Consider the following 19,981-nt stretch of genomic DNA (forward strand, 5'->3'; position numbering starts at 1 on the left):
GTGAGGACCAAGGCTATGCCTTCTCCTTCGGCCGGGCTCGCTCCGGACGCGGGGCCGGGCGGGACCACAGCATCCACACCAGCGGCTGGCGGCACTCGCACGGCTTCGGTTTCATCAGACCCTGCTCAGCATCCGTGCGCGCCCGTCGACGACCTCGATGACGACGTCCGCCGCGGCCGCCTCGGCCGGGCGGTGGGTCACGTGGACGACGATGCTGTCGGCCAGCGCCGCGCGCAGGTCCGCCAGGACGGCGTCGGCGGTGGGCTCGTCGAGGTGGGCGGTCGGTTCGTCGAGCAGGACCACGTCCGCGTCGGCGAGCAGGGCGCGGGCGATGGCGATGCGCTGGGCCTCGCCGCCGGACACCGCGGTGGCCTGCGCGTCGAGGTCGAAGCCGGGCAGGCCCGCCCTGGCCAGCGCCGCGGCGAGCCTGCCGTCGTCGGCGTGCGGGTCGGCCAGGCGCAGGTTCTCCCGGACCGTGGTGGACACCAGCATCGGGTCCTGCGGCGCCCAGGCCACCGCCGACGGGCGGGCGAGCACCGGGACGGGCAGGAAGCCGAGGACGGCGGCGAGCAGCGTCGACTTCCCCGACCCCGACGGCCCCACCACGGCCACGAACGAGCCCGGGGTGATCCGCAGGTCGACATCGCGCAGCGCGGGCGCGGACGCCCCCGGCCAGCGCAGCTCCGGGGCGACCAGCCGGACGCCCGTGCACAGCTGCGGCGGCGCCACGACCGTGCCCCGGTCCGCGCGCAGCGCGCTGATCCGGCCGTACGCGGCGCGCAGCGGACCCAGGTGCGTCATCGCCCCGGTCAGCGGGATGACCGCCTCGGCGACCGCCAGCGGGACGAGCGCCACGATCGGCACCAGGACCGGGTCGAGCACGCCCGCCGCCAGCGGCACCGACAGCACGGCCGCCAGTCCCAGCACGAGCGTGATCAGCGCCTCGCCGAGCCCCGCGCCGAACGCCTGGCGGCGGGCGCGGGCCGTCAGCGACGCGTCCAGCCGGGCCAGCTCGGCGCGGCGGCCGGTGTCGCGGCCGAAGGCGACCAGGTCGGCCGCGCCCGCCAGCAGGGCGAACACGCGGTCGGCGACCGTGCGGGCCCCCTCGGCCAGAGCGGCGCTCGCCCGGCGCTCGGCGGCCAGGGTGACCAGCGGCGCGAGGACGCAGGCCACGACGAGCGCCGCAGCCAGCACCAGGCCAGCCGAGGGCGCCATCGCCGTCTGCACCGCGACCGCGGCCAGCGCCACGCCCAGGGCGACGACCGGCGGGGCCAGCACGCGCGGCGTCAGGTCGCGCACGGTGTCCACGTCGTCCACGAGCCGCCGCAAGCCCTCCCCGGCGCGCGGCGCGCGGGCGGGGCCGCGGCGGACCAGCGCCGACCACAGCTCGCCGCGCAGCCGGGTCGCGTCGCGGAAGGCCGCGTCGTGGCTGACCAGGCGTTCCAGGTAGCGCAGGCCCGCTCGCGCGAGACCGAACGTCCGCACACCCACGATCGCCACCGACAGCACCAGCAGCGCCGGTTGCTGCGACGCCCGCGCGATCAGCCATGCCGACAACGCCGTCAGCGCCACCCCGCACGCCAGCGCCACCGCCCCCAGCAGCGCGCCCCCGAGCGTCCGGCGGCTGATCAGCTCGCGCAGCCGCCCCGGAGCCTCCGCCTCGGCGACCGCTTCCTCCACAGTGGACGCGGCGGGCACGTCGCCCGAGCCGACCACCGACACGTGCGAGGCGATGCAGACCGCGACGCCGCGCGAGGCCAGCCGGGACACCGCGCGCATCACCAGCGCGGCGGTCGCGGAGTCCAGGTGCGCGGTCGGCTCGTCCAGCAACAGCAGCCGGACATCGCGGCGCACCAGCGCCCGCAGCACCGCCACGCGCTGCCTTTCCCCCGCGGAAAGGCTGTCCACCCGCCGGTCGAGCAGGTGCTCGGCGGCCACGGTCCGCGCCACCGCAGCCAGCTCGCCGCGCGGCAGCGGCCCCACCTCGTCGGCCACCACCTCCGCGGCGAACACCGGCCGCTGCGGCACCCAGGCCACCAGCCGCCGCCAGGTCGACATGTCGATATCGCTCAGCGGCACGCCGTCGACCAGCACGCGCCCCCGGTCGGGCGCGACGAAGCCGAGCAGCACCCCGAACAGCGTCGACTTGCCGCTGCCGCTGGGCGAGTCCAGCCGCACGACCGAGCCCGGCCGCAGCACCAGGGAAATCCCGTCCGGCGCCCAGCCGTCCCGCCTGCGCACGCCGACGCCCTCGACGCGGACGGTGTCGAACCCCTCGACCGGCACGGTCCCCGACGGCGGCACGGGCGGCAGCGCGGCCACCCGGCGCACGGCCTCCAACCCGTCCTCCGACGCGTGGTACGCCGCGCCCGCCGCGCGCAGCGGCAGGTAGCACTCGGGCACCACGATCAGCACGAACAGCCCGACCAGCAGCGTGAGGTCCCCCGACAGCATCCGCAGCCCGATGACCACCGCGACCAGTGCCACCGACAGCGTCGCCACCAGTTCCAGCGCCAGCGCGGACGAGAACGCCACCCGCAGCACGCCGACGGTCGTGCGGCGGTGCCCCTCCGACACCTCCCGGACCGTGCGCTCCTGCGCCCGGTCCCGGCCGAACGCCGCCAGCACCGGCAGCGCCCTGACCAGCTCCAGCAGCCGCCCCGACAGCCGCTCCGACACCTCGGCGGACTCACCCACCCGGTCCGCGGTGTGCTTGCCGATCAGGATGGCGAACAGCGGGATCAACGGCACCGTCAGCGCGACCACGACCGCAGAGGGCCAGTCGACGAACAAGATCACCGCGCCCACGCCGAGCGGCGTGGCCATCGCGGTCACCAGCGCGGGCAGGAACGTGCCGAAGTAGGCGTCCAGCGCGTCCAGGCCGCGGGTGGCCAGCGCGGTCAGCTCGGCGGCCCCGCGCCTGCCGATCCACTCCGGACCACCGGCCAGCGACCGGTCCAGCAGCACCGCGCGCAGCTCGGCCTTGGCCCCCGCCGCCGCCCGGGCGGCGACGACCCGCGTCGCCCACCCGAGCAGCGACCGGACGGCGACCGCGCCCCCCACCGCGATCAGCCATCCCACGGACGCCCCCGCGCCCGCGGCGACCTCGGCCAGCACCGTTGCCAGCGCCCACGCCTGCACCACCAGCGCGCCCGCCGTCAGCACGGCCAGCACGCCGCCGAGGATCAGCGCCCGGCGCGCCGACGGGGACAACCCCGGCAGCGCGCCGAGCGGACCCCTGCCCCGGGGGTGATCGGCGGGATTGGTTGGCACCCGGGGCAAGTCTCGGCTCCCGCTCACGGCACGTGCACCGGCGGGATGTGGGCGGCGCTGACCCGGCGGCGGAACACCCAGTAGGTCCAGCCCTGGTAGGCCAGCACCGCGGGCGTGCCGAACAGGGCCACCCAGCTCATCACTTCCAGCGTGTACGGGCTCGACGCGGCGCCCTCGACCGTCAGCGACCACGCGGGGTTCAGGGTGGACGGCAGCACGTCCGGGTACAGCGCCCCGAACAGGGCGGCCACCGACAGCGCGATCACCGCGCCCAGCGCCGCGAACGCCTGCCCCTCCCGGCCCGCCCGCAGCCGGGAGAAGGCCACCGACGCCGCCGCGAACACCAGCCCGGCCGCCGCCCACGTCCACAGCTCGCCGGACTCCCACTGCACGACCACCAGCAGCCCGCCCAGCGGCAGCAGCGCGAGCGGGCCCAGCCGCAGCGCCAGGGCGCGGGCGCGGTGGCGGATCGGGCCGTCGGTCTTCAGCGCGGTGAACACCGCGCCGTGCGTCAGGGCGAACCCGGCGATCGCCAGCGCGCCCAGCGCCGACTCGGGGGTGAACGCCGCGAACGCCGACCCGACCCGCTGCCCGCCCTCGTCCAGCGGCAGCCCGAGGAACGTGGTGGTCAGCAGCAGCCCGACCCCCAGCGCGGGCACCCACGACCCGACCACGATCACCCGGTCCCAGGTGCGCCGCCAGCGGTCGGAGTCCACCTTGCCGCGGTACTCGAACGCGACGCCGCGCCCGATCAGGCCCAGCAGCACCAGCAGCAGCGGCAGGTAGGCGGCGCTGAGCAGCGAGGCGTACCAGTCGGGGAACGCCGCGAACGTCGCGCCGACGGCCACGATCACCCACACCTCGTTGCCGTCCCACACCGGCCCGATCGTGTTGATCATGACGCGGCGGTCGGTGTCGTCGCGGCCGAGCACCGGCAGCAGCATGCCGACGCCGAAGTCGAAGCCCTCCAGGAATAGGTAGCCCAGCCACAGCAGGGCGATGACGACGAACCAGATCAGCGCGAGGTCCACGGCTGTCCCCTTAGTACGCGAAGGCGAGCGTGTCGTCGGGCTTGTCGGACTTCTTCCGCGGCATCACCCCGGCGACGCCGCCGCGCACGTAGCGGGCGATGAGGAACACCTCGACCGCGGCCAGCACGGCGTAGACCAGGGTGAGCCCGATCAGCGACGTCCACACCTCCCCCGTCGTCAGCCCCGACACCGCCCGCGCGGTGAACATCCACACGCCGTCCACACCGGACGGATTGGGGACCACGACGAACGGCTGCCTGCCCATCTCGGTGAAGATCCACCCGAAGCTGTTGCCCAGGAACGGCGTGGCGATGCCCGCCAGCGCCAGCCGGGGGAACCACCTGCTCTCCGGGATGCGGCCGCGCCGGGTCAGCCAGAGCACCAGCACCGAGATCCCGGTGCCGAGCGCGCCGAAGCCGATCATCAGGCGGAAGCCCCAGTAGGTCACCGGCAGGTTGGGCACGTAGTCGATCGGCTGCCCGGACAGCTCGCCCAGCCGCTCGTCGACCGGGTAGAACTCGCCGTAGCGCTCCCGGTACTCCACGACCAGGTCCTCGATCCCGCGCACCTCGGTGGTGAAGTCGTTGTGCGCCAGGAAGGACAGCAGCGCGGGCACCGTGATGGACTTGACGTTCTCGCAGTCCGGCCGGGTCACGTCACCGACGGCGAAGACCGAGAACGCCGCGGGCGACTCGGTGTGGCAGAGCGCCTCGGCGGCGGCCATCTTCATCGGCTGCTGCTCGAACATCAGCTTGCCCTGCAGGTCGCCGGTCACCGCCAGCGCGGCGAAGGCGGCCGCGGACACCCAGCCGCCGAACTTCACCGACGCCCGCCAGACGGGCCGGTCGGCGTCGTCCTCACGCCGCTTGCGCCAGAGGTGCCAGGCCGCGATGCCCACCAGGAACGACCCGGCCACGGCGAACGTCCCGGCGATGGTGTGCGGGATCGCGGCCAGCGCGGTGTTGTTGGTCAGCACGGCCCAGATCGAGGTCAGCACCGGCTTGCCGTCGACCATGGCCACGCCCACCGGGTGCTGCATCCACGAGTTCGCCGCCAGGATGAAGTACGCCGACGCGACCGTGGCCAGGCTGAACGCCCACACGCACGCCAGGTGCACCCGCTTGGGCAGCCGGTCCCAGCCGAAGATCCACAGGCCCAGGAAGGTCGACTCGACGAAGAACGCGACCAGGCCCTCCATGGCCAGCGGCGCGCCGAACACGTCGCCGACGAATCGCGAGTACTCGCTCCAGGCCATCCCGAACTGGAACTCCTGGACGATGCCGGTCACCACGCCCATGGCGAAGTTGACCAGCAGCAGCTTCCCCCAGAACTTGGTCATCCGCAGGTACTTCTCGTCACCCGTGCGCACCCACGCCGTCTGCATCCCGGCGACCAGGATGGACAGTCCGATGGTGAGCGGCACCATCAGGAAGTGGTAGACGGTGGTGATGCCGAACTGCCACCGCGCCAGGTCGAGAACGTCCACGCGTTCAGCCTGCTCCCGGCGCGGGCCCACCGGCAGGTGCCGCGGTCCTGTGCCAGCGGGACGTAGGTCCCGTGAGGCGGTTCACGTGGCCGGACGGGCCCCGGGCACTAGACTGGCCACGCCTGAGGGGAGTAGTTCCCGCGACCGCGGCCAGCGGTCCGGCGGGGCCGTCGACATACTGACTCGGCTTCGAGTCCGGCGCCCCACCCGCGTCCAGCGCGGGCGAACGAGACCTCCGGCCGGGTAGGAACGCCCGGTCGGAGTCGCCATCCCTCCGTCCGGGTTCGCATGTCGGACGAGAGGTGCACACGGTGGGAACCGCCCTGATCGCGCTGCTGAGCGCGTTCGCCCTGGTGTTCGTGGTCGAACTGCCGGACAAGACCATGGTCGCCACGCTCATCCTCACCACCCGCTATCGCGCGTGGCCGGTCTTCGTCGGCGTGACCGCCGCGTTCGCCGTGCAGGTAGTGATCGCCGCCGCGTTCGGCGGCGTGCTGACCCTGCTGCCCGACCGCGTGGTCGCGGGCGTCGTCGCCCTGCTGTTCGGCGTCGGCGCGTTCCTCCTGCTCAAGGAGGGGTTCAGCAAGGACGACGAGGACGAGGACACGGCCGCGACGAACGGGCCCGCGACCTTCACCCGGATCGCGCTGACCTCGTTCGGCGTCCTCTTCGCCGCCGAGTGGGGCGACGCGTCGCAGATCGCCACCGCGGGCCTGAGCGCGAAGTACGCCGCGCCCGTGTGGGTCGCCATCGGCTCGTTCCTGGCGCTGGTGACCGTCGCGGGCATCGCCGTGTTGGTCGGCCGCAAGATCGCCGACCGGCTGCGGCCGAAGCTGATCCAGCGGGTCGCGGGCGTGGTGTTCGCCGGGTTCGCGCTGTTCGCGCTCTACCAGGCGATCACCGCAGCGCCATAGCGATCGCGGCCGCCGCGGCCACCACGCGCGGGCCGACGAGGTCGGGGTCCAGCGGCTCGAAGGTCACCACGCCGACGCTGGCCCGCAGCCCGGGCACCCCGCGCACGGGCGCGGCCACGCCGTGCGCGCTGGGCTGCAGCTCGCCCACGGTGGTCACCCACTGCGGGCCCTCGTTGCGCAGGCCGATCGCCTTGCCCGCGGCGCCCTTGTGCAGGGCGTGGCGGGTCCCGACGCGGTAGGCGACGTGGTAGGCCGTCCACGACGGCTCCACCACCGCCACGGCCTGCGCCTCGTCGCCGTCGGCCACGGTCAGGTGCGCGGTCGCGCCGACGCCCTCGGCCAGCTCCCGCAGCGCGGGCAGCGCGGCCACCCGCAGCTGCGGGGCGACCTTCGCGGCGAGCTGGAGCAGGCCGAGGCCGAGGCGGACCCTGGAGCCCTCCCGGCGCACCAGGCCGCGGGTCTGCAGCGGCACCAGCAGCCGGTAGACCGCCGCCCGGCTGGCGCCGATGGCCATGGCGAGGTCGCTGATCGTCGGCGCCTCGGTGTCGGCGTCGGCCACGGCCTGCAGCAGCGCAAGGCCGCGGTCGAGCGTCAGCGAGCTCTCCTTGCCCGCCGGGTTCGACGGGCGCGGCGCCGACGACCGGATGCCGGGCACGTTAACCAGCCGCCACGACGGTGCCGGTGACCTCGGACAGGCCGACGACGGAGCCGTCGGGCCCGGGGGCGGTCGCCGTGATCGTCACCGTGTCGCCGTCCTCGAGGAACGTGCGCTTCTCCCCGCCCACCGCGACCGGCTCGGTGCCGTTCCAGCTGAGCTCCAGGAACGAGCCCCGCTGGTCCTTCTCCGGGCCGGAGACGGTGCCCGAGGCGAACAGGTCGCCCGGGCGCACGGTCGCGCCGTTGACGGTCATGTGGGCCAGCTGCTGGGCGAAGGAGTACGCCATCGTGCGGAACGGCGGCCGGGACACGACCGTGCCGTTCCAGACCACCTCGATGGCGATGTCCAGGCCCCACGGCTGGTCCTCGACCAGGTAGTCCAGCAGCTTCCCGGACGCGTTCACCGGCACCCGCGCCGCGGCGAAGGCCTCGAGCGGGGTGATCCACGCGCCGACGGACGTGGCGAACGACTTGCCGAGGAACGGGCCGAGCGGCACGTACTCCCAGGCCTGGATGTCGCGCGCGGACCAGTCGTTGACCGTGACCAGGCCGAAGACGTGGTCGGGCGCGGCGCTCGCGGACACCCGGCCCGCGACCGCGCCGCCGCAGACGAAGCCGATCTCGGCCTCGATGTCCAGCCGCACGCTGGGGCCGAACACCGGCCCGTCCTCCCCGGCGCGCTGGCCGTGCGGGCGCACGATGTCGGTGCCGGAGACGTAGACCGTGCCCGCGCGGCCGTGGTAGCCGACCGGCAGGTGCGTCCAGTTCGGCAGCAGCGGCTCGGCGTTCGGCCGGAACATCCGGCCGACGTTCTCGGCGTGGTCGCGCGAGGAGTAGAAGTCCACGTAGTCGGCGACGGTGAAGGGCATCCGCGCGGTGTCGACCGGCACCAGGGCGGCGCCCTCCGGCGCGGTCCCGGCCGTCACCAGCTCACGGACCCGGGCGCGCACGCGCTTCCACTCGGCCGGGCCCGCCGCCAGGAGGGCGTCGAGGTTCGGCGCGGTCAGCAGCGGGCGCAGGTCGTCGTCGAAGGCCGCGGCCAGCGGGCCGAGCGGCAGGGCGCGATCGCCCACCCGCACGGCGACGCCCTCGGCGACCACGCCGTAGGGCAGCGTCTGCGGGCCGAACGGCTTGTCGGCGGCGAACGCGGGGTCGTCGATCCAGCTCGTCACAGCAGGCCCAGCCCTTCCAGGTCCTCGATCGGCTCAGACAGCGAACACGAGCCGTACGAGCCGAACACCGCCCGCACCGCGTGCGCTGCCTGGTCGGACAGCGCGGCGGCCTCCTCGGCCAGCTTCGCGCCGTCGGTCTCGCTCAGCGCCTCCCGCACGTCGCCGCCGGAGAGCAGCCGGGCGGTGGCGATCAGCAGGTTGAGGAAGCCGTGATGGGTGAAGCCCGTGGCGTCCTCGGTGTGCCGCACGGCGTTGTGCAGGCCCGCCGTCGCCTTGAACGAGGCCTCGCCTGCGCCGATCACCGCCAGGAAGTCGGCGACCTCGTCCACGCTGGGGAACGCCTCGCGGCTCAGCCCGCCGCAGCGGATCTTCGGCCAGCTGCCGTGCTCCACCACCCTGCGGATGCCGTCGAGCCACTCCGGGCCGCCGCGGCGCGGCTCGACCACCCGGATGACGTCCTCGGGCACGAACTCGTTCACCCGCTCCAGCCACACGTCGTCGACGTCGGCGGGGGCGGGCATCTCGACCATGCGCAGCGCCAGCAGCTCGGCGCGCGACTCCACGATCGACAGGGCCTTGGGCACCCCGCCCAGACCGGTGTCGATGACCAGCGACAGCGCCACGGGCTTGACCGGCTTCGCCTTGATCAGCTCGGTGATCAGCTCGGGCAGTCGCGAGGCCGGGCAGAGGAACACGCCCATCAGCGCGGCGTGCTCGCCCTCCCGTCCTCCCAGGTGCAGGCGCACCGCGTCGGGCATCGCCGCGCTGCCCGGTGGGAACAGGGCGGCGTCGTCCACCAGCCGCGTGAACAGGGGCGGGATGCCACGAGGACCGGGCGCAGGGAGAGGAACGGCACTTGACACGCCTGACACGCTAATAGCGTACCGGCAACTGAACAAAGATGTCCGCACAACGGACACTGTGGGGACACCCGGAGGAGCCATGCCCTACTACCGCCAGGTCGGTGAGATTCCGCCGAAAAGGCACACCCAGTTCCGCTCTCCGGAGGGACGGCTCTACGCCGAGGAGCTGATGGGGGTGGAGGGCTTCTCATCGGACTCGGCGCTGCTCTACCACCGCCACCTGCCGACGGCGATCGTCGACGCGCAGGTCGTCGAGGACTTCCGCGGCCCGCTGACGCCGAACCACCCGCTCAAGCCCCGGCACTTCCGCACCCAGGACCTGAAGTTCACCGCCGACGCCGACGCCGTGTCCGGCAGGCGGACGCTGTTCGGCAACGCCGACGTGGTGATCGGCTTCGTCGTGGCGACCCAGCCGAGCCCGCTCTACCGCAACGCGGTCGGCGACGAGCTGTTCTACGTCCAGGGCGGCTCCGGCACGATCGAGACGATCTACGGCGCGCTGCGCGTCGCCGACGGCGACTACGTCGTCCTACCGACCTCCACGACCTACCGCGTGGTGCCGGACGGCGAGCTGCGGCTCTACATCATCGAGGCGTCCGGGCACGTGGGCCCGCCGCGGCGGTACCTGTCGACCAAGGGCCAGTTCCTGGAGCACGCGCCGTACTGCGAGCGCGACCTGCGGGGCCCGTCGGAGCCGATGCTGGCCGACGGCGAGGACGTCGACGTGCTGGTCCGCCACCGCGCGGGCCTGACCCGCTACACCTACGCCAACCACCCGTTCGACGTGGTCGGCTGGGACGGCTGCCTGTACCCGTGGGTGTTCAACATCCGCGACTTCGAGCCGATCACCGGGCGCGTGCACCAGCCGCCGCCGGTGCACCAGACGTTCGAGGGGCCGAACTTCGTGGTGTGCTCGTTCGTCCCGCGCAAGGTCGACTACCACCCGCTGGCCGTCCCGGTGCCGTACAACCACGCGAACGTCGACTCCGACGAGCTGATGTTCTACGTCGGCGGCGACTACGAGGCCCGCAAGGGCTCGGGCATCGGCATCGGCTCGCTGTCGCTGCACCCCGGCGGGTTCACCCACGGCCCGCAGCCGGGCGCGGCCGAGGCGTCGCTGGGCGCGGAGCGCTTCGACGAGACCGCGGTCATGGTCGACACTTTCCGCCCGCTCGACCTCGGCGAGGCCGCCGTGGACAGCGAGGACCCGCGCTACGCGTGGTCGTGGAGCCGCCGCGGACCCGATTGGTCGTGAGGGTCGTCATCCCGGCCTCCCCGGACGCATACTGTCGCGGTACCCGGGGAGGCCGAGATGTCCAGCCACGCACGCGCACTGGCCGATCCATGGGGCCTGCTCCTGGCCGGGTGCGCCGCCGCGGTGGGCGTCGCCATCCACCTGCCCGCGGTGGCGACGGTGCTGGTCGGGGTGGCGGTGTGGGTGGGCCGCGCACTGGTCCCGTACCTGCTGGGCCGGATGGCCGACGACCCGGCGCCCCCGGATGTCGAGGCGGGCTCGCCGGAGGCCCTCTGGCTGGACCGGGCCATCGACGCCGAGGCCGACTTCGACTCCCTGGTCCTGGAAGGCCCCCTCCTGGCCGCCCGCGCCGCCGTCGAGGAGACCGTCACCGCCCTCTACGCCATAGCCGAGACCGCCACCGCCCTCCGCCGAGGCGGCGCCGACCCCACCGACGACCTGACCGTCCTGGAATGGGCGACCCGCGAACTCCAGGACGTCGTCTCCCACATCGCGGGACTGCCCACCCTGGAAGACGCAGGCGGTGGGGAGATCGCGGAACTGATCGCCCGGTTGGAAGAAACCCGCCAGACGGTCGTCGAGCCGTCCCAGGTGCCCTGAGCCCGGCCTCACGCAGGCCGCCACTCCCCGCACCCGTCACTGGTGAAGGCGTAGTCACTGGCGCGAATGGTCACCTGCACCCGCTTGGCCGAACCGATGAAGTTGTTGTCGATGATCTCGCCATTGCGGTCCTGCCGCTCCCAGTAGCAGTTCGCGATGTCCCCCTCGATCGCGTAGGTACCGGGGGCGACCTCCTCCCCTACCCGATAGACGCCCGAGCCGAAGAGCCGCTTGGCCGCCCGCAGATCGGCGTCCTCCTTGCTCTTCTTGATCGCGGCCGTCACTTGTTTCGCGGCCGGGTGGTTCGGGCACAGCAGCAGCGCACCAGAGATCTCGGCCATCTCCTCGGGGGTGAAGGAGTCGTACGAGGACGAGTACTCGTAGTCCTCGCTCAGGGCGACGCACCGCTCATACAGCAAGTCCAAGTCTTCCGGCTGGTCGTAGCCCGCGGTCTTCAATGCCTTCTGCTCGGCGGCACCGAGAGGCGCCTCGTTCCGGCTCGCCGAACAGTCACTCCACCCCTGTTCCCAGATCGGCACGAAGTCCTTGGCGGTCGAGACCGTGTACAGGTTCTGGGTGCCACCCGCCAAGCACACGATCTGCACGGTCGGCTTCGAAGGGACCGTCGTGGTTGTGGTGGTCGTCGTGACCAGACTCGTCGTTGTCGTCGTGCTGGTTGTCGTCACCGGCACAAGCCCTTGCGCCGCGTCAGGGTCTGACGAGCAGCCGGAAACCGCGATGGACAGAAAGCAACCTGTCGTCAGGATCGTTCGCACGGATTTGTCCACTGGGATTCCTCTCGCCCGGCGCTGGCACGAGAGTGAGTCGAGCGGACTTGGCGCGCGTTACGCGTGAGCTCGATTGCGGAATCAGCGCTGGGCGGCGAGGAAGGGGCAGCCGACTAGTTTGCGGAGTTCCAGGCCCAGTTCCTCGTTCGTGCGCACCGGCCGGGTGAAGGCGAGGCGGACGTCGTGGTCGGCGTGGGGGGATTCGACGCGGAGGCGGAGGCCGTAGCGGTCCAGACCGAGGGGGCGGACGTGGCCGCCGCGGAGTTCGTCGGGGAGGTGGCGGGTGAGGGCGCCGACGACGTCGGTGTGGGAGAGCTCGAGGTGGCGGAGCCAGGCGGCCTCGTGGGCGGCGAACGGGTCCGGGGTGGCGGTGGTGAAGGCAGGCACCGGGATGGGGTGGGTGCCCTCGGCGTCGGCCAGGACCAGGGCGGCGGGGGCCAGGTGCAGGAGGGCGGCGCCGTGGCCGACGTCCAGCAGGCGCGGGTCGGGGCGCTGTTCGGCGATCGTCAAGGCGAGGGCGCGGGCCTCGTCGTCGCTGATCGCGCGGAGCCAGCCGCTGATCCACAGCAGGCCGCGGACCGGCTCGCGGAGGGGGACGGGGGCGGCGTCGGTCAGTTCGACCATCGTGGCGAGCTCGCCGCGCGGGGCCTGCCAGGCGGTGGCGACGACGGGGTGGTCGGCGGCGAGCAGCACGGAGACGCCGCCGTCGGGGTGGACGTGGTGCAGGACGGGGGTGATCCGCTCGTCGGACACCGACGGGGACAGCGTGGCGCGGCCGCCGATGGCGGCGATGGTGCGGGCCCGCTCCGCCGGGGACGGGGCGGGCGGACGCGGCGCGGTGGGGTCGGTCACCTGTCCACCTCCTACTTAGGTCACCCTAACTTGCTCGCGGGTCGGGTGGAAGACCGCTCCCCCGAAGTGGTTACGCTGCCGATCTGTTCGAGGGAGGACTTGTGAGCGAACCACCCGCGCGGCGGCCCCGCAAGCGCCGTCCCGGAACCCGCGAGGAGGGGCTGTGAGCGAGGTCCCCGCCGCCGAGCCGCCCACCGACGGCGTCGCGCTGGACGACCCGGCGACCGCGCGGGCCCTGCGCGGGCTGCGGTTGCCGCTGGTCACGCTGCCGGTGGCGGCCGCGGTGTTCGGGGTCCCGGCGATCCTGCTCAGCGGGCTCGCCAGCGCCCTGCTGACGATCGCGGCGCTGGCGTTCGTGATCGGCACGCTGATCGTCATCGCCACGACCGGGTTCTGGATCGGCCCCGCGACCAAGCTGCTGCGCACGCGGCCGTGGCGCCCCGCGCGCGTCCGCGTGTACCGGGCGCTCAAGGGCCTGCCGCGCACGCCGCTGCGGCTGCGGGAGCCGGACGGCACTACCGTCGACCTGCTCGCCCCCGCCCTGTCCTGGTCGGCCCAGCAGGTGCTCGCGCGCACCGGGGCGGTCTGGATCGTCGGCCCGGACGAGCGCGGCTGGGCGGCCATCCGCTCCCCCGGGCTCGCGCTGCCCCTGGGCCAGGCCCGCGTCGCCGACATCGACGTCGGCGCGGGCTACCAGATCAGCCCCGTGCAGGCCAGCCCCAGGAGCGCGACCACCGCCGCGGAGGACGCCGTGCTCGCCCGGGCGATCGCCGGGCCGCGCAGGCGCTCGCGGACCGACCTGGTGGCGCCAGCGCTGCTCTTGGCGTTCGCGGTGTTCGTGCTGGTCGACCTGCTGCGCCGGGGTGTGGCGGGACGCGCGGAGCTGCTGGTCGGCCTCATCGCGGCGACCGCGCTGATCGTGGGGCTGCTGGCCTGGCGCGTCCACCGGCTGCGGCACTGGGGCACCGTCCAGCGCCTGCTGTCCGCTGGCCCGTGGACGCGCGTGCCCGCCACGCTCGCCGAGGACAGGGCGACAGCCGAGGTCAAGCTCCCCGACGGCCGCACCGCCACCGTCCGGTTCCACCGGCCGAGCCAGGCGCTGCTGGCCAACATCGCCGCGACCGGCCAGCTGTGGACGGCGGGCCCGCCCGCCGAGGGCCCGGTCGCGGTCGGCCTGCCGGGCTACCCCTTCCTGGCCGTGGCGCGGATCGGATGAGCGCTCCGTCCGAGCGCGCGGTGATCCGGCTCGAGCTCGTCGTCGTCTTCGCGATGACGCTCGGGCTCGCCGGGCTGAGCAGCCTGCTGACCCTGATCGACGCCCTGCTGGCGCCCACCCCGATCAGCGACCAGACGATCGCCATCAACGTGCCGCTGGCCCGCGCGGGCGTCATCGACTTCCTCAAGCAGCTCATCGCCGTGATCAGGCTGCTGGCGTGGGGCGCGCTCGGCGCGTACCTGCTCTACCGGGCGGGCATGAAGCTGGCCGCCGTCGGCCTCGACGGCACGCGCAAGGGCCGCGACACCGCGCTCGGCGTGGGCCTCGCCGCGCTCATCGGGATCCCCGGGCTGGCGTTCTACCTGGCCGCGCACGCCGCGGGCATGAACCTGGCGGTGGCGCCGTCCACGCTGGACGACACCTGGTGGCGGCCGATCGCGCTGGTGCTGCTGGCCGTCGGCAACGCCTGGGCCGAGGAGGTCCTGGTCGTCGGCTACCTGATCACCCGGCTGCGGCACCTCGGCATGTCCGAGACCGCCGCGCTGCTGGTCTCGGCGGTGGTGCGCGGGTCGTACCACCTCTACCAGGGGTTCGGCGGCTTCGTGGGCAACGTCGTCATGGGGCTGGTGTTCGGGCGCGTGTGGCAGCGCACCAACCGGCTGTGGCCGCTGGTCATCGCGCACACGCTGCTGGACGTGGTCGCCTTCGTCGGTTACGCGCTGCTGCGCGACCGGGTCAGCTGGCTGCCCTAGTCGGGTCGGTGACCAGCATCGGGTCGCCGAGGTCGGCCAGCGACCACCCGCCGTCGTGCAGCGCGGCCAGCTCGCCCGCGGTGATGCCCACGGCGGTCAGGAAGTCGACCCGGCCGTTGACGGTGTCCATCGGGTCCAGCTCGGGGTCGGGGGCGAAGGCGACGGCGGTCAGCCCGGTGCTCTCGGTCAGCGGCTGGCGCAGGTCGACGATGTGGCCGTCGGCGAGCAGGGCGCGCTGCTCGCGGACGAACCGGGCCAGGTGCTCCAGCAGGGAGAACGGCCAGCCGGGGGCGAGGTCCTGGCCGGGAAGGCGGCGCACGCGCATGGTCAGCTCGAAGCCCCAGCCGCTCCACCGCGGGTCGGAGTCGGCGTCCTTGGCCCACAGCTCGGTCAGGCCGTAGCTGACGTAGTGCCAGAAATCGTCGGTCGGGTACGCGCTGCACCCCTGTAACCCGCTGCCGAAGTGGACGCCGGGGGTGAAGCCGACGTGGCGGGGCTCGATCCCCGGGTAGAGGTCGGCCAGCGCCGCATCGATCGCGTCCCAGCCGGGCGCTTCATCGAGGTCGGTCATCCCCGCATTCTGCCCAATGCCGTTCCCGGCGTGTTCGCGCCCGTAGTGTGGCGTTTTGTCGCAGGTCGCGGTACCAATGGGGGCATGGCAGGCCTCGGCGAGTACCGCCGGAAGCGCAACGTCGGGCGCACCCCGGAGCCGATTCCCGCCGAGGACGCGCTGCCGAGGGGCCGCGACGACACGTTCGTCATCCAGGAGCACCACGCCCGCAGCCTGCACTGGGACGTCCGCTTGGAGCGCGACGGCGTGCTGGCCAGCTGGGCGGTGCCCAAGGGCCTGCCGCTCGACCCCGGCGACATCCGGCTCGCGGTGCGCACCGAGGACCACCCGATGGAGTACGCGACCTTCGAGGGCGAGATCCCCAAGGGCGAGTACGGCGGCGGGACCATGACCATCTGGGACCGCGGCCGCTACGAGACGCTCAAGTGGAGCGAGCGCGAGGTGGCCGTCGTCTTCCACGGCGCCCGCGCCCAGGGCCGGTACACGTTCTTCCGGGGCGGCAAGTCCGACAAGAACTGGATGGTCAAGCGCTCCGAGCCCGCGCCGCCCGGCTGGACCCCGCTGCCCGAGGCGATCGAGCCCATGCTGGCCACCGCGGGCCCGCTGCCGCCGACGGACGACGACGACCTGTGGGCGTACGAGTTCAAATGGGACGGTGTGCGCGGGCTGGCCCGGTGCGAGGGCGGCAGGCTGACGCTGCTCTCCCGGCTCGGCAACGACATCACCTCGCACTACCCCGAGCTGCGGGTGATGGCCGAGGAGATGGGCTCGACCGAGGTGTGGCTCGACGGCGAGATCGTCGTGCTGGACAACGGCCGCCCGTCCTTCCACGCCCTGCAGAAGCGCATGCACATCAGCGACGAGCGCATGGCGCGCCGGTGGGCGGCCGAGCTGCCCGCGACCTACATCGTGTTCGACGTGCTGCACCTCGACGGCCACTCGACGCTGACGCTGCCCTTCCACGAGCGGCGCGCGCTGCTGGAGGCCATGGAGCTGCGCGGGCCGAGCTGGCTGACCTCGCCGAGCTACCCCGGCGAGGGCGCCGCGGTGGTGGAGGCGGCGAGCGAGCGGGGGCTGGAGGGCGTGGTCGCCAAGCGGCTCACCTCGCGGTACCTGCCGGGGCGGCGGTCCCCGGACTGGATCAAGATCGCGAACGTGCGGGCGCTGGAGGTCATCGTCGGCGGCTGGCGCCCGGGCGAGGGCAAGCGGTCGGACGTGTTCGGCTCGCTCATGCTGGGCGTGCCCAGCGACGACGGCCTGCGCTACGTCGGCCAGGTCGGCACGGGGTTCAGCGAGGAGATCCTGCGCCTGATCATGGACCGGCTGCGGCAGACGGCGCGCAGGAAGTCCCCCTTCTGCAACGAGGTGCCCAGGGACAAGGCCAAGGGCGCCCACTGGGTGGAGCCGACGATGGTCGGCGAGATCGTGTTCCGGAACTGGACCGGAGACGGCAAGCTGCGCGCCGCGGCCTGGCGCGGCCTGCGCGACGACAAGCGCCCCGACGACGTCGAGAGGTGGGCCCCGGATGCCCCGTGAGGTGCTGGTCGACGTGCAGGGACGGCGGATGCGGCTGTCCAACCTGGAGAAGGTGCTCTACCCGGAGGACGGCTTCACCAAGGGCGAGGTGATCAACTACTACAGCCGGGTCGCGCCGGTGCTGCTGCCGCACCTTGCCGAGCGCCCGGTCACCTTCCGCCGCTTTCCCGACGGGGTGGGCAGACCCGGGTTCTTCGACAAGAACGCCTCCCGGCACGCCCCGGACTGGATCCGCACGGTGACGATCGCGACGCCGGGCAGCAGCACGGGCGCGGAGACGCTGGACTTCGCCGTGCTGGGCGACCTGCCGTCGGTGGTGTGGGCGGCGAACATGGCGGGCCTGGAGCTGCACATTCCACAGTGGAAGGTCCAGGACGACGGCGCCAAGCGCTGTCCGGACCGCCTGGTGTTCGACCTCGACCCCGGCGAGCCCGCGACCGTCGTCGAGTGCTGCGCGGTGGCGCTGCGGCTGCGCGACGTGCTGACCGAGGCAGGCATGACGCCGGTCGCGAAGACCAGCGGCAACAAGGGGATGCAGGTCTACGCCGCGATCCGCACCGACGACGCCGAGCGCCCGTCGGAGTACGCCAAGGCGCTGGCCGAGGAGTTCGAGCGGGAGACGCCCCGGCTCGTGGTCTCCCGGATGGCGCGGAACCTGCGGCCGGGCAAGGTGTTCATCGACTGGAGCCAGAACAACCCGCAGAAGACGACGGTCGCGCCGTACTCGCTGCGCGCCCGCCGCGACCCGACCGTGTCCACGCCGCTGACCTGGGACGAGGTCGCCGCGTGCCGGAAGCCCTCCGACCTGGTCTTCACCGCGGGCGACGTGCTCGACCGCGTCGACGAGCATGGCGACCTCTTCGCGCCGCTGCTCACGGCGGGGCCCGCGTTATAGCTCCAGGGGCGCCGAGCCGAAGGCGACGTTGAACCGGTCGCACCAGACGACGACGCTGCGCAGGCCGGTCAGGTCGGCGTCGGCGGGGATGACGTAGTTCTGGTTGCCGTCGGTGGCCTTCATCGTGCCGAGCCTGACGTAGCGGCCGTCGTCGTACTTGCCCCACTCGCCGCCCGCGGTGGCGTCGCTGAGCCAGATGTGCACGTCCGGGCCGTCGGAGGTGGAGAAGCCCTCCAGGCGCAGCAGGCGGGTCCCGTCCTGCTCCAGCACCCGCGCGGTCCCCCTGGTCTCGTGCTCCTGGCTGACGAACGCGCCCTCGGCCAGCACGACGGGACCGAGCTTCGGGGCGGTCGTGCTGGTCGGGTCCGCGGCCGTGCCGGTCGTCTCCACGGGCGCGAATCCCGCGGGCAGGGCCTCGTCGACCTGGCTGCGGGTGAACACCTTCCACGGCTGGAAAGCCCACAATCCGACGGCCGCGACCACCACGACGAACGCCAGCGCCGCCCAGGTCACCTTCTTGCGCAACAAACCGCGCATGGATCTCGCCTTCCGCTTAACGAACCCGCCACGACCGTGGCTGTTTCCGGCTTCTTTCTCCAGTTTGCCCGGTCGGCAGCAGCATTTCCCTTACCGACTGGTTACGCTGCCGAACGTGACCGACCTTCCCGTGCCCGACGCCGAGCAGGCCGCTCCCGCCCCCCGCGTGGACAGCGAGGTGGGCCAGCTGCGCACCGTCCTGCTGCACCGGCCCGGCAACGAGCTCAAGCGGCTCACGCCGCGCAACAACGACCAGCTGCTGTTCGACAGCATCCCGTGGGTCGACCGCGCCCAGGACGAGCACGACGCGTTCGCCGAGGTGCTGACCGGGCGCGGGGTCGAGGTCATGCTGCTCTCCGACGCGCTGGTCGCCGCGCTGGCCGACGAGCGCGCGCACGCGGCGGCGTCGGCGACGGCGGTCGACCGCAGGCGCATCGGCAACGAGCTGGCCGACGCGCTCGCCGGGTACCTCGCCACGGTCGACGCCAAGGGCCTGGCCGACGTGCTCATGGCCGGGATGACCTTCGAGGAGCTGCCCGCCGCCGAGGGCGCGTCGCTGGTGCGCAAGATGCACCACCCGCACGACTTCGTCGTCGACCCGCTGCCCAACCTGCTGTTCACCCGCGACTCGTCGGTGTGGATCGGCGACCGGGTGGCCATCGCGTCGCTGGCGCTGCCCGCGCGCTCGCGGGAGACCGCGCTGCTGGACCTGGTCTACGCCTACCACCCGCGCTTCCGGGCAGCGGGCCGCGCCTACGGGGCCAGCTCCGCCCCGGTCGAGGGCGGCGACGTGCTGCTGCTCGCGCCGGGCGTGATCGCCATCGGCGTCGGCGAGCGCACCACGCCCGCGGGCGCGGAGTCGCTGGCCCGCTCCGCGTTCGCCGACGGGCTCGCGCACACCGTGCTGGCGGTGCCGATCGCACAGGACCGGGCGACCATGCACCTGGACACTGTCTGCACGATGGTCGACCGCGACGCCGTGGTGATGTACCCGGCCGTGCGGGACACCCTGACCGCGTACACGATGCGGATGGTCGACGGCGCGGTGGCCGTGGACGGGCCCGCGCCGTTCCTGGACGCGGCGGCCGCGGCGATGGGGATCGACCGGCTGCGGGTCATCGACACCGGACTCGACCCCGTCACCGCCGAGCGCGAGCAGTGGGACGACGGCAACAACACCCTGGCCGTCGCGCCCGGGGTGGTCGTCGCCTACGAGCGCAACGTGGAGACCAACTCCCGGCTGGAGGACGCGGGCATCGAGGTCCTGCGGATCAGCGGCTCGGAGCTGGGCACCGGCCGCGGCGGCCCGCGGTGCATGTCCTGCCCGATCCACCGCGACGTCCTCTAGGCCAGCAGCCACCGCACGGCCAGGAACGCGACCGTGCCGAACACGACGAGCAGGGCGACCAGCACACCGGCCGCCCACCGATCACGCGGCGTCATGGGACACCGCACGCGTGAGCCGCACACCAACCTCCCGGGAAACCGGCCTGATCTTGTCACCGCGCTTCGGCGAGCGGGAACCGACCCCGGTTCCCGCGCCGGGAATCGGGGCAGGCCGCACCCGGATAGGAATTAGGGAT

At 73.3% G+C, this 19,981-nt stretch carries 18 protein-coding genes; 8 read left to right on the forward strand and 10 right to left on the reverse strand.

The annotated features are described in order from the left end of the window. Positions 1–114 precede the first annotated feature (114 nt). Genes cydD through IEY98_RS04215 form a run of 3 tightly spaced genes read right to left on the reverse strand, consistent with a single transcriptional unit; the run spans position 115 to position 5,790 of the window. Positions 115–3,273: a thiol reductant ABC exporter subunit CydD gene (gene cydD, locus IEY98_RS04205; RefSeq protein ID WP_229786563.1), complete on the reverse strand. Its 3,159-nt coding sequence runs from the start codon at positions 3,271–3,273 to the stop codon at positions 115–117. 23 nt (positions 3,274–3,296) lie between these two features. Continuing rightward, a complete protein-coding gene (gene cydB, locus IEY98_RS04210) occupies positions 3,297–4,304 on the reverse strand; it encodes a cytochrome d ubiquinol oxidase subunit II (RefSeq protein WP_189208920.1) in 1,008 nt (335 codons plus the stop codon). Between the two features lie 10 nt (positions 4,305–4,314). After that, on the reverse strand, positions 4,315–5,790 hold the full coding sequence (locus tag IEY98_RS04215) for a cytochrome ubiquinol oxidase subunit I (RefSeq protein WP_189208921.1): 1,476 nt from the start codon (positions 5,788–5,790) through the stop codon (positions 4,315–4,317). Positions 5,791–6,113: 323 nt separating this feature from the next. On the opposite strand from IEY98_RS04215, the gene IEY98_RS04220 reads away from it, so the two are divergent. Then, a complete protein-coding gene (locus tag IEY98_RS04220; RefSeq protein ID WP_189210050.1) occupies positions 6,114–6,704 on the forward strand; it encodes a TMEM165/GDT1 family protein in 591 nt (196 codons plus the stop codon). Here IEY98_RS04220 and IEY98_RS04225 read toward each other — a convergent pair. From IEY98_RS04225 to IEY98_RS04235, 3 genes are read right to left on the reverse strand one after another with little or no spacing between them, the layout of a single operon-like run. Further along, positions 6,688–7,359, reverse strand: coding sequence for a helix-turn-helix domain-containing protein (locus IEY98_RS04225; RefSeq protein WP_189208922.1), 672 nt, complete (start codon positions 7,357–7,359; stop codon positions 6,688–6,690). The two genes, IEY98_RS04220 and IEY98_RS04225, sit on opposite strands and share 17 nt — an antisense overlap. A gap of 1 nt (position 7,360) precedes the next feature. Continuing rightward, positions 7,361–8,533 carry a fumarylacetoacetate hydrolase family protein gene (locus tag IEY98_RS04230; RefSeq protein ID WP_189208923.1) on the reverse strand — a complete coding sequence of 391 codons (1,173 nt, stop codon included), beginning with the start codon at positions 8,531–8,533 and terminating at the stop codon, positions 7,361–7,363. Continuing rightward, positions 8,530–9,396, reverse strand: a complete 867-nt coding sequence (locus tag IEY98_RS04235) for a hypothetical protein (protein WP_373292314.1) — start codon at positions 9,394–9,396, stop codon at positions 8,530–8,532. Before IEY98_RS04235 ends, IEY98_RS04230 begins: the two co-directional genes overlap by 4 nt. 79 nt (positions 9,397–9,475) lie before the next feature. On the opposite strand from IEY98_RS04235, the gene IEY98_RS04240 reads away from it, so the two are divergent. Both IEY98_RS04240 and IEY98_RS04245 read left to right on the forward strand, forming a co-directional pair. Continuing rightward, the gene (locus tag IEY98_RS04240; protein ID WP_189208924.1) at positions 9,476–10,651 is read left to right on the forward strand and encodes a homogentisate 1,2-dioxygenase; all 1,176 of its coding nucleotides are present in this window, start codon (positions 9,476–9,478) and stop codon (positions 10,649–10,651) included. A 57-nt stretch (positions 10,652–10,708) separates the two neighbouring features. Then, a complete protein-coding gene (locus tag IEY98_RS04245; RefSeq protein WP_189208925.1) occupies positions 10,709–11,251 on the forward strand; it encodes a hypothetical protein in 543 nt (180 codons plus the stop codon). Positions 11,252–11,259: 8 nt separating this feature from the next. Here IEY98_RS04245 and IEY98_RS04250 read toward each other — a convergent pair whose 3' ends face one another. Continuing rightward, a complete protein-coding gene (locus tag IEY98_RS04250; protein ID WP_189208926.1) occupies positions 11,260–12,039 on the reverse strand; it encodes an Rv1352/Rv1906c domain-containing protein in 780 nt (259 codons plus the stop codon). Between the two features lie 81 nt (positions 12,040–12,120). Beyond that, on the reverse strand, positions 12,121–12,891 hold the full coding sequence (locus IEY98_RS04255; protein ID WP_189208927.1) for a DUF2470 domain-containing protein: 771 nt from the start codon (positions 12,889–12,891) through the stop codon (positions 12,121–12,123). A 163-nt stretch (positions 12,892–13,054) separates the two neighbouring features. Here IEY98_RS04255 and IEY98_RS04260 point away from each other — a divergent pair, with 163 nt between their 5' ends. Then, positions 13,055–14,107, forward strand: coding sequence for a hypothetical protein (locus tag IEY98_RS04260; protein ID WP_189208928.1), 1,053 nt, complete (start codon positions 13,055–13,057; stop codon positions 14,105–14,107). Next, a complete protein-coding gene (locus IEY98_RS04265; RefSeq protein WP_189208929.1) occupies positions 14,104–14,859 on the forward strand; it encodes a CPBP family intramembrane glutamic endopeptidase in 756 nt (251 codons plus the stop codon). Before IEY98_RS04260 ends, IEY98_RS04265 begins: the two co-directional genes overlap by 4 nt. Here the strand turns inward: IEY98_RS04265 and IEY98_RS04270 are convergent. Then, a complete protein-coding gene (locus IEY98_RS04270; protein WP_189208930.1) occupies positions 14,843–15,430 on the reverse strand; it encodes a suppressor of fused domain protein in 588 nt (195 codons plus the stop codon). The genes IEY98_RS04265 and IEY98_RS04270 overlap by 17 nt on opposite strands. An 84-nt stretch (positions 15,431–15,514) precedes the next feature. On the opposite strand from IEY98_RS04270, the gene ligD (IEY98_RS04275) reads away from it, so the two are divergent. Both ligD (IEY98_RS04275) and ligD (IEY98_RS04280) read left to right on the forward strand, forming a co-directional pair. Further along, positions 15,515–16,966, forward strand: coding sequence for a non-homologous end-joining DNA ligase (gene ligD / locus IEY98_RS04275; RefSeq protein WP_189208931.1), 1,452 nt, complete (start codon positions 15,515–15,517; stop codon positions 16,964–16,966). Beyond that, positions 16,956–17,861, forward strand: a complete 906-nt coding sequence (gene ligD, locus IEY98_RS04280) for a non-homologous end-joining DNA ligase (protein ID WP_189208932.1) — start codon at positions 16,956–16,958, stop codon at positions 17,859–17,861. The genes ligD (IEY98_RS04275) and ligD (IEY98_RS04280) overlap by 11 nt, the downstream gene beginning before the upstream one ends. On the opposite strand, the gene IEY98_RS04285 is transcribed toward ligD (IEY98_RS04280), so the two are convergent. Then, positions 17,856–18,398 (reverse strand): DM13 domain-containing protein, encoded by a 543-nt coding sequence (locus IEY98_RS04285; protein ID WP_189208933.1) that lies wholly within the window; start codon positions 18,396–18,398, stop codon positions 17,856–17,858. The genes ligD (IEY98_RS04280) and IEY98_RS04285 overlap by 6 nt on opposite strands. A gap of 166 nt (positions 18,399–18,564) precedes the next feature. Here IEY98_RS04285 and IEY98_RS04290 point away from each other — a divergent pair, with 166 nt between their 5' ends. Continuing rightward, on the forward strand, positions 18,565–19,746 hold the full coding sequence (locus IEY98_RS04290; protein WP_189210052.1) for an arginine deiminase: 1,182 nt from the start codon (positions 18,565–18,567) through the stop codon (positions 19,744–19,746). The last annotated feature ends 235 nt before the right edge of the window (positions 19,747–19,981 follow it).

This window comes from Actinokineospora fastidiosa (assembly GCF_014648415.1).
Classification (GTDB): domain Bacteria; phylum Actinomycetota; class Actinomycetes; order Mycobacteriales; family Pseudonocardiaceae; genus Actinokineospora; species Actinokineospora fastidiosa.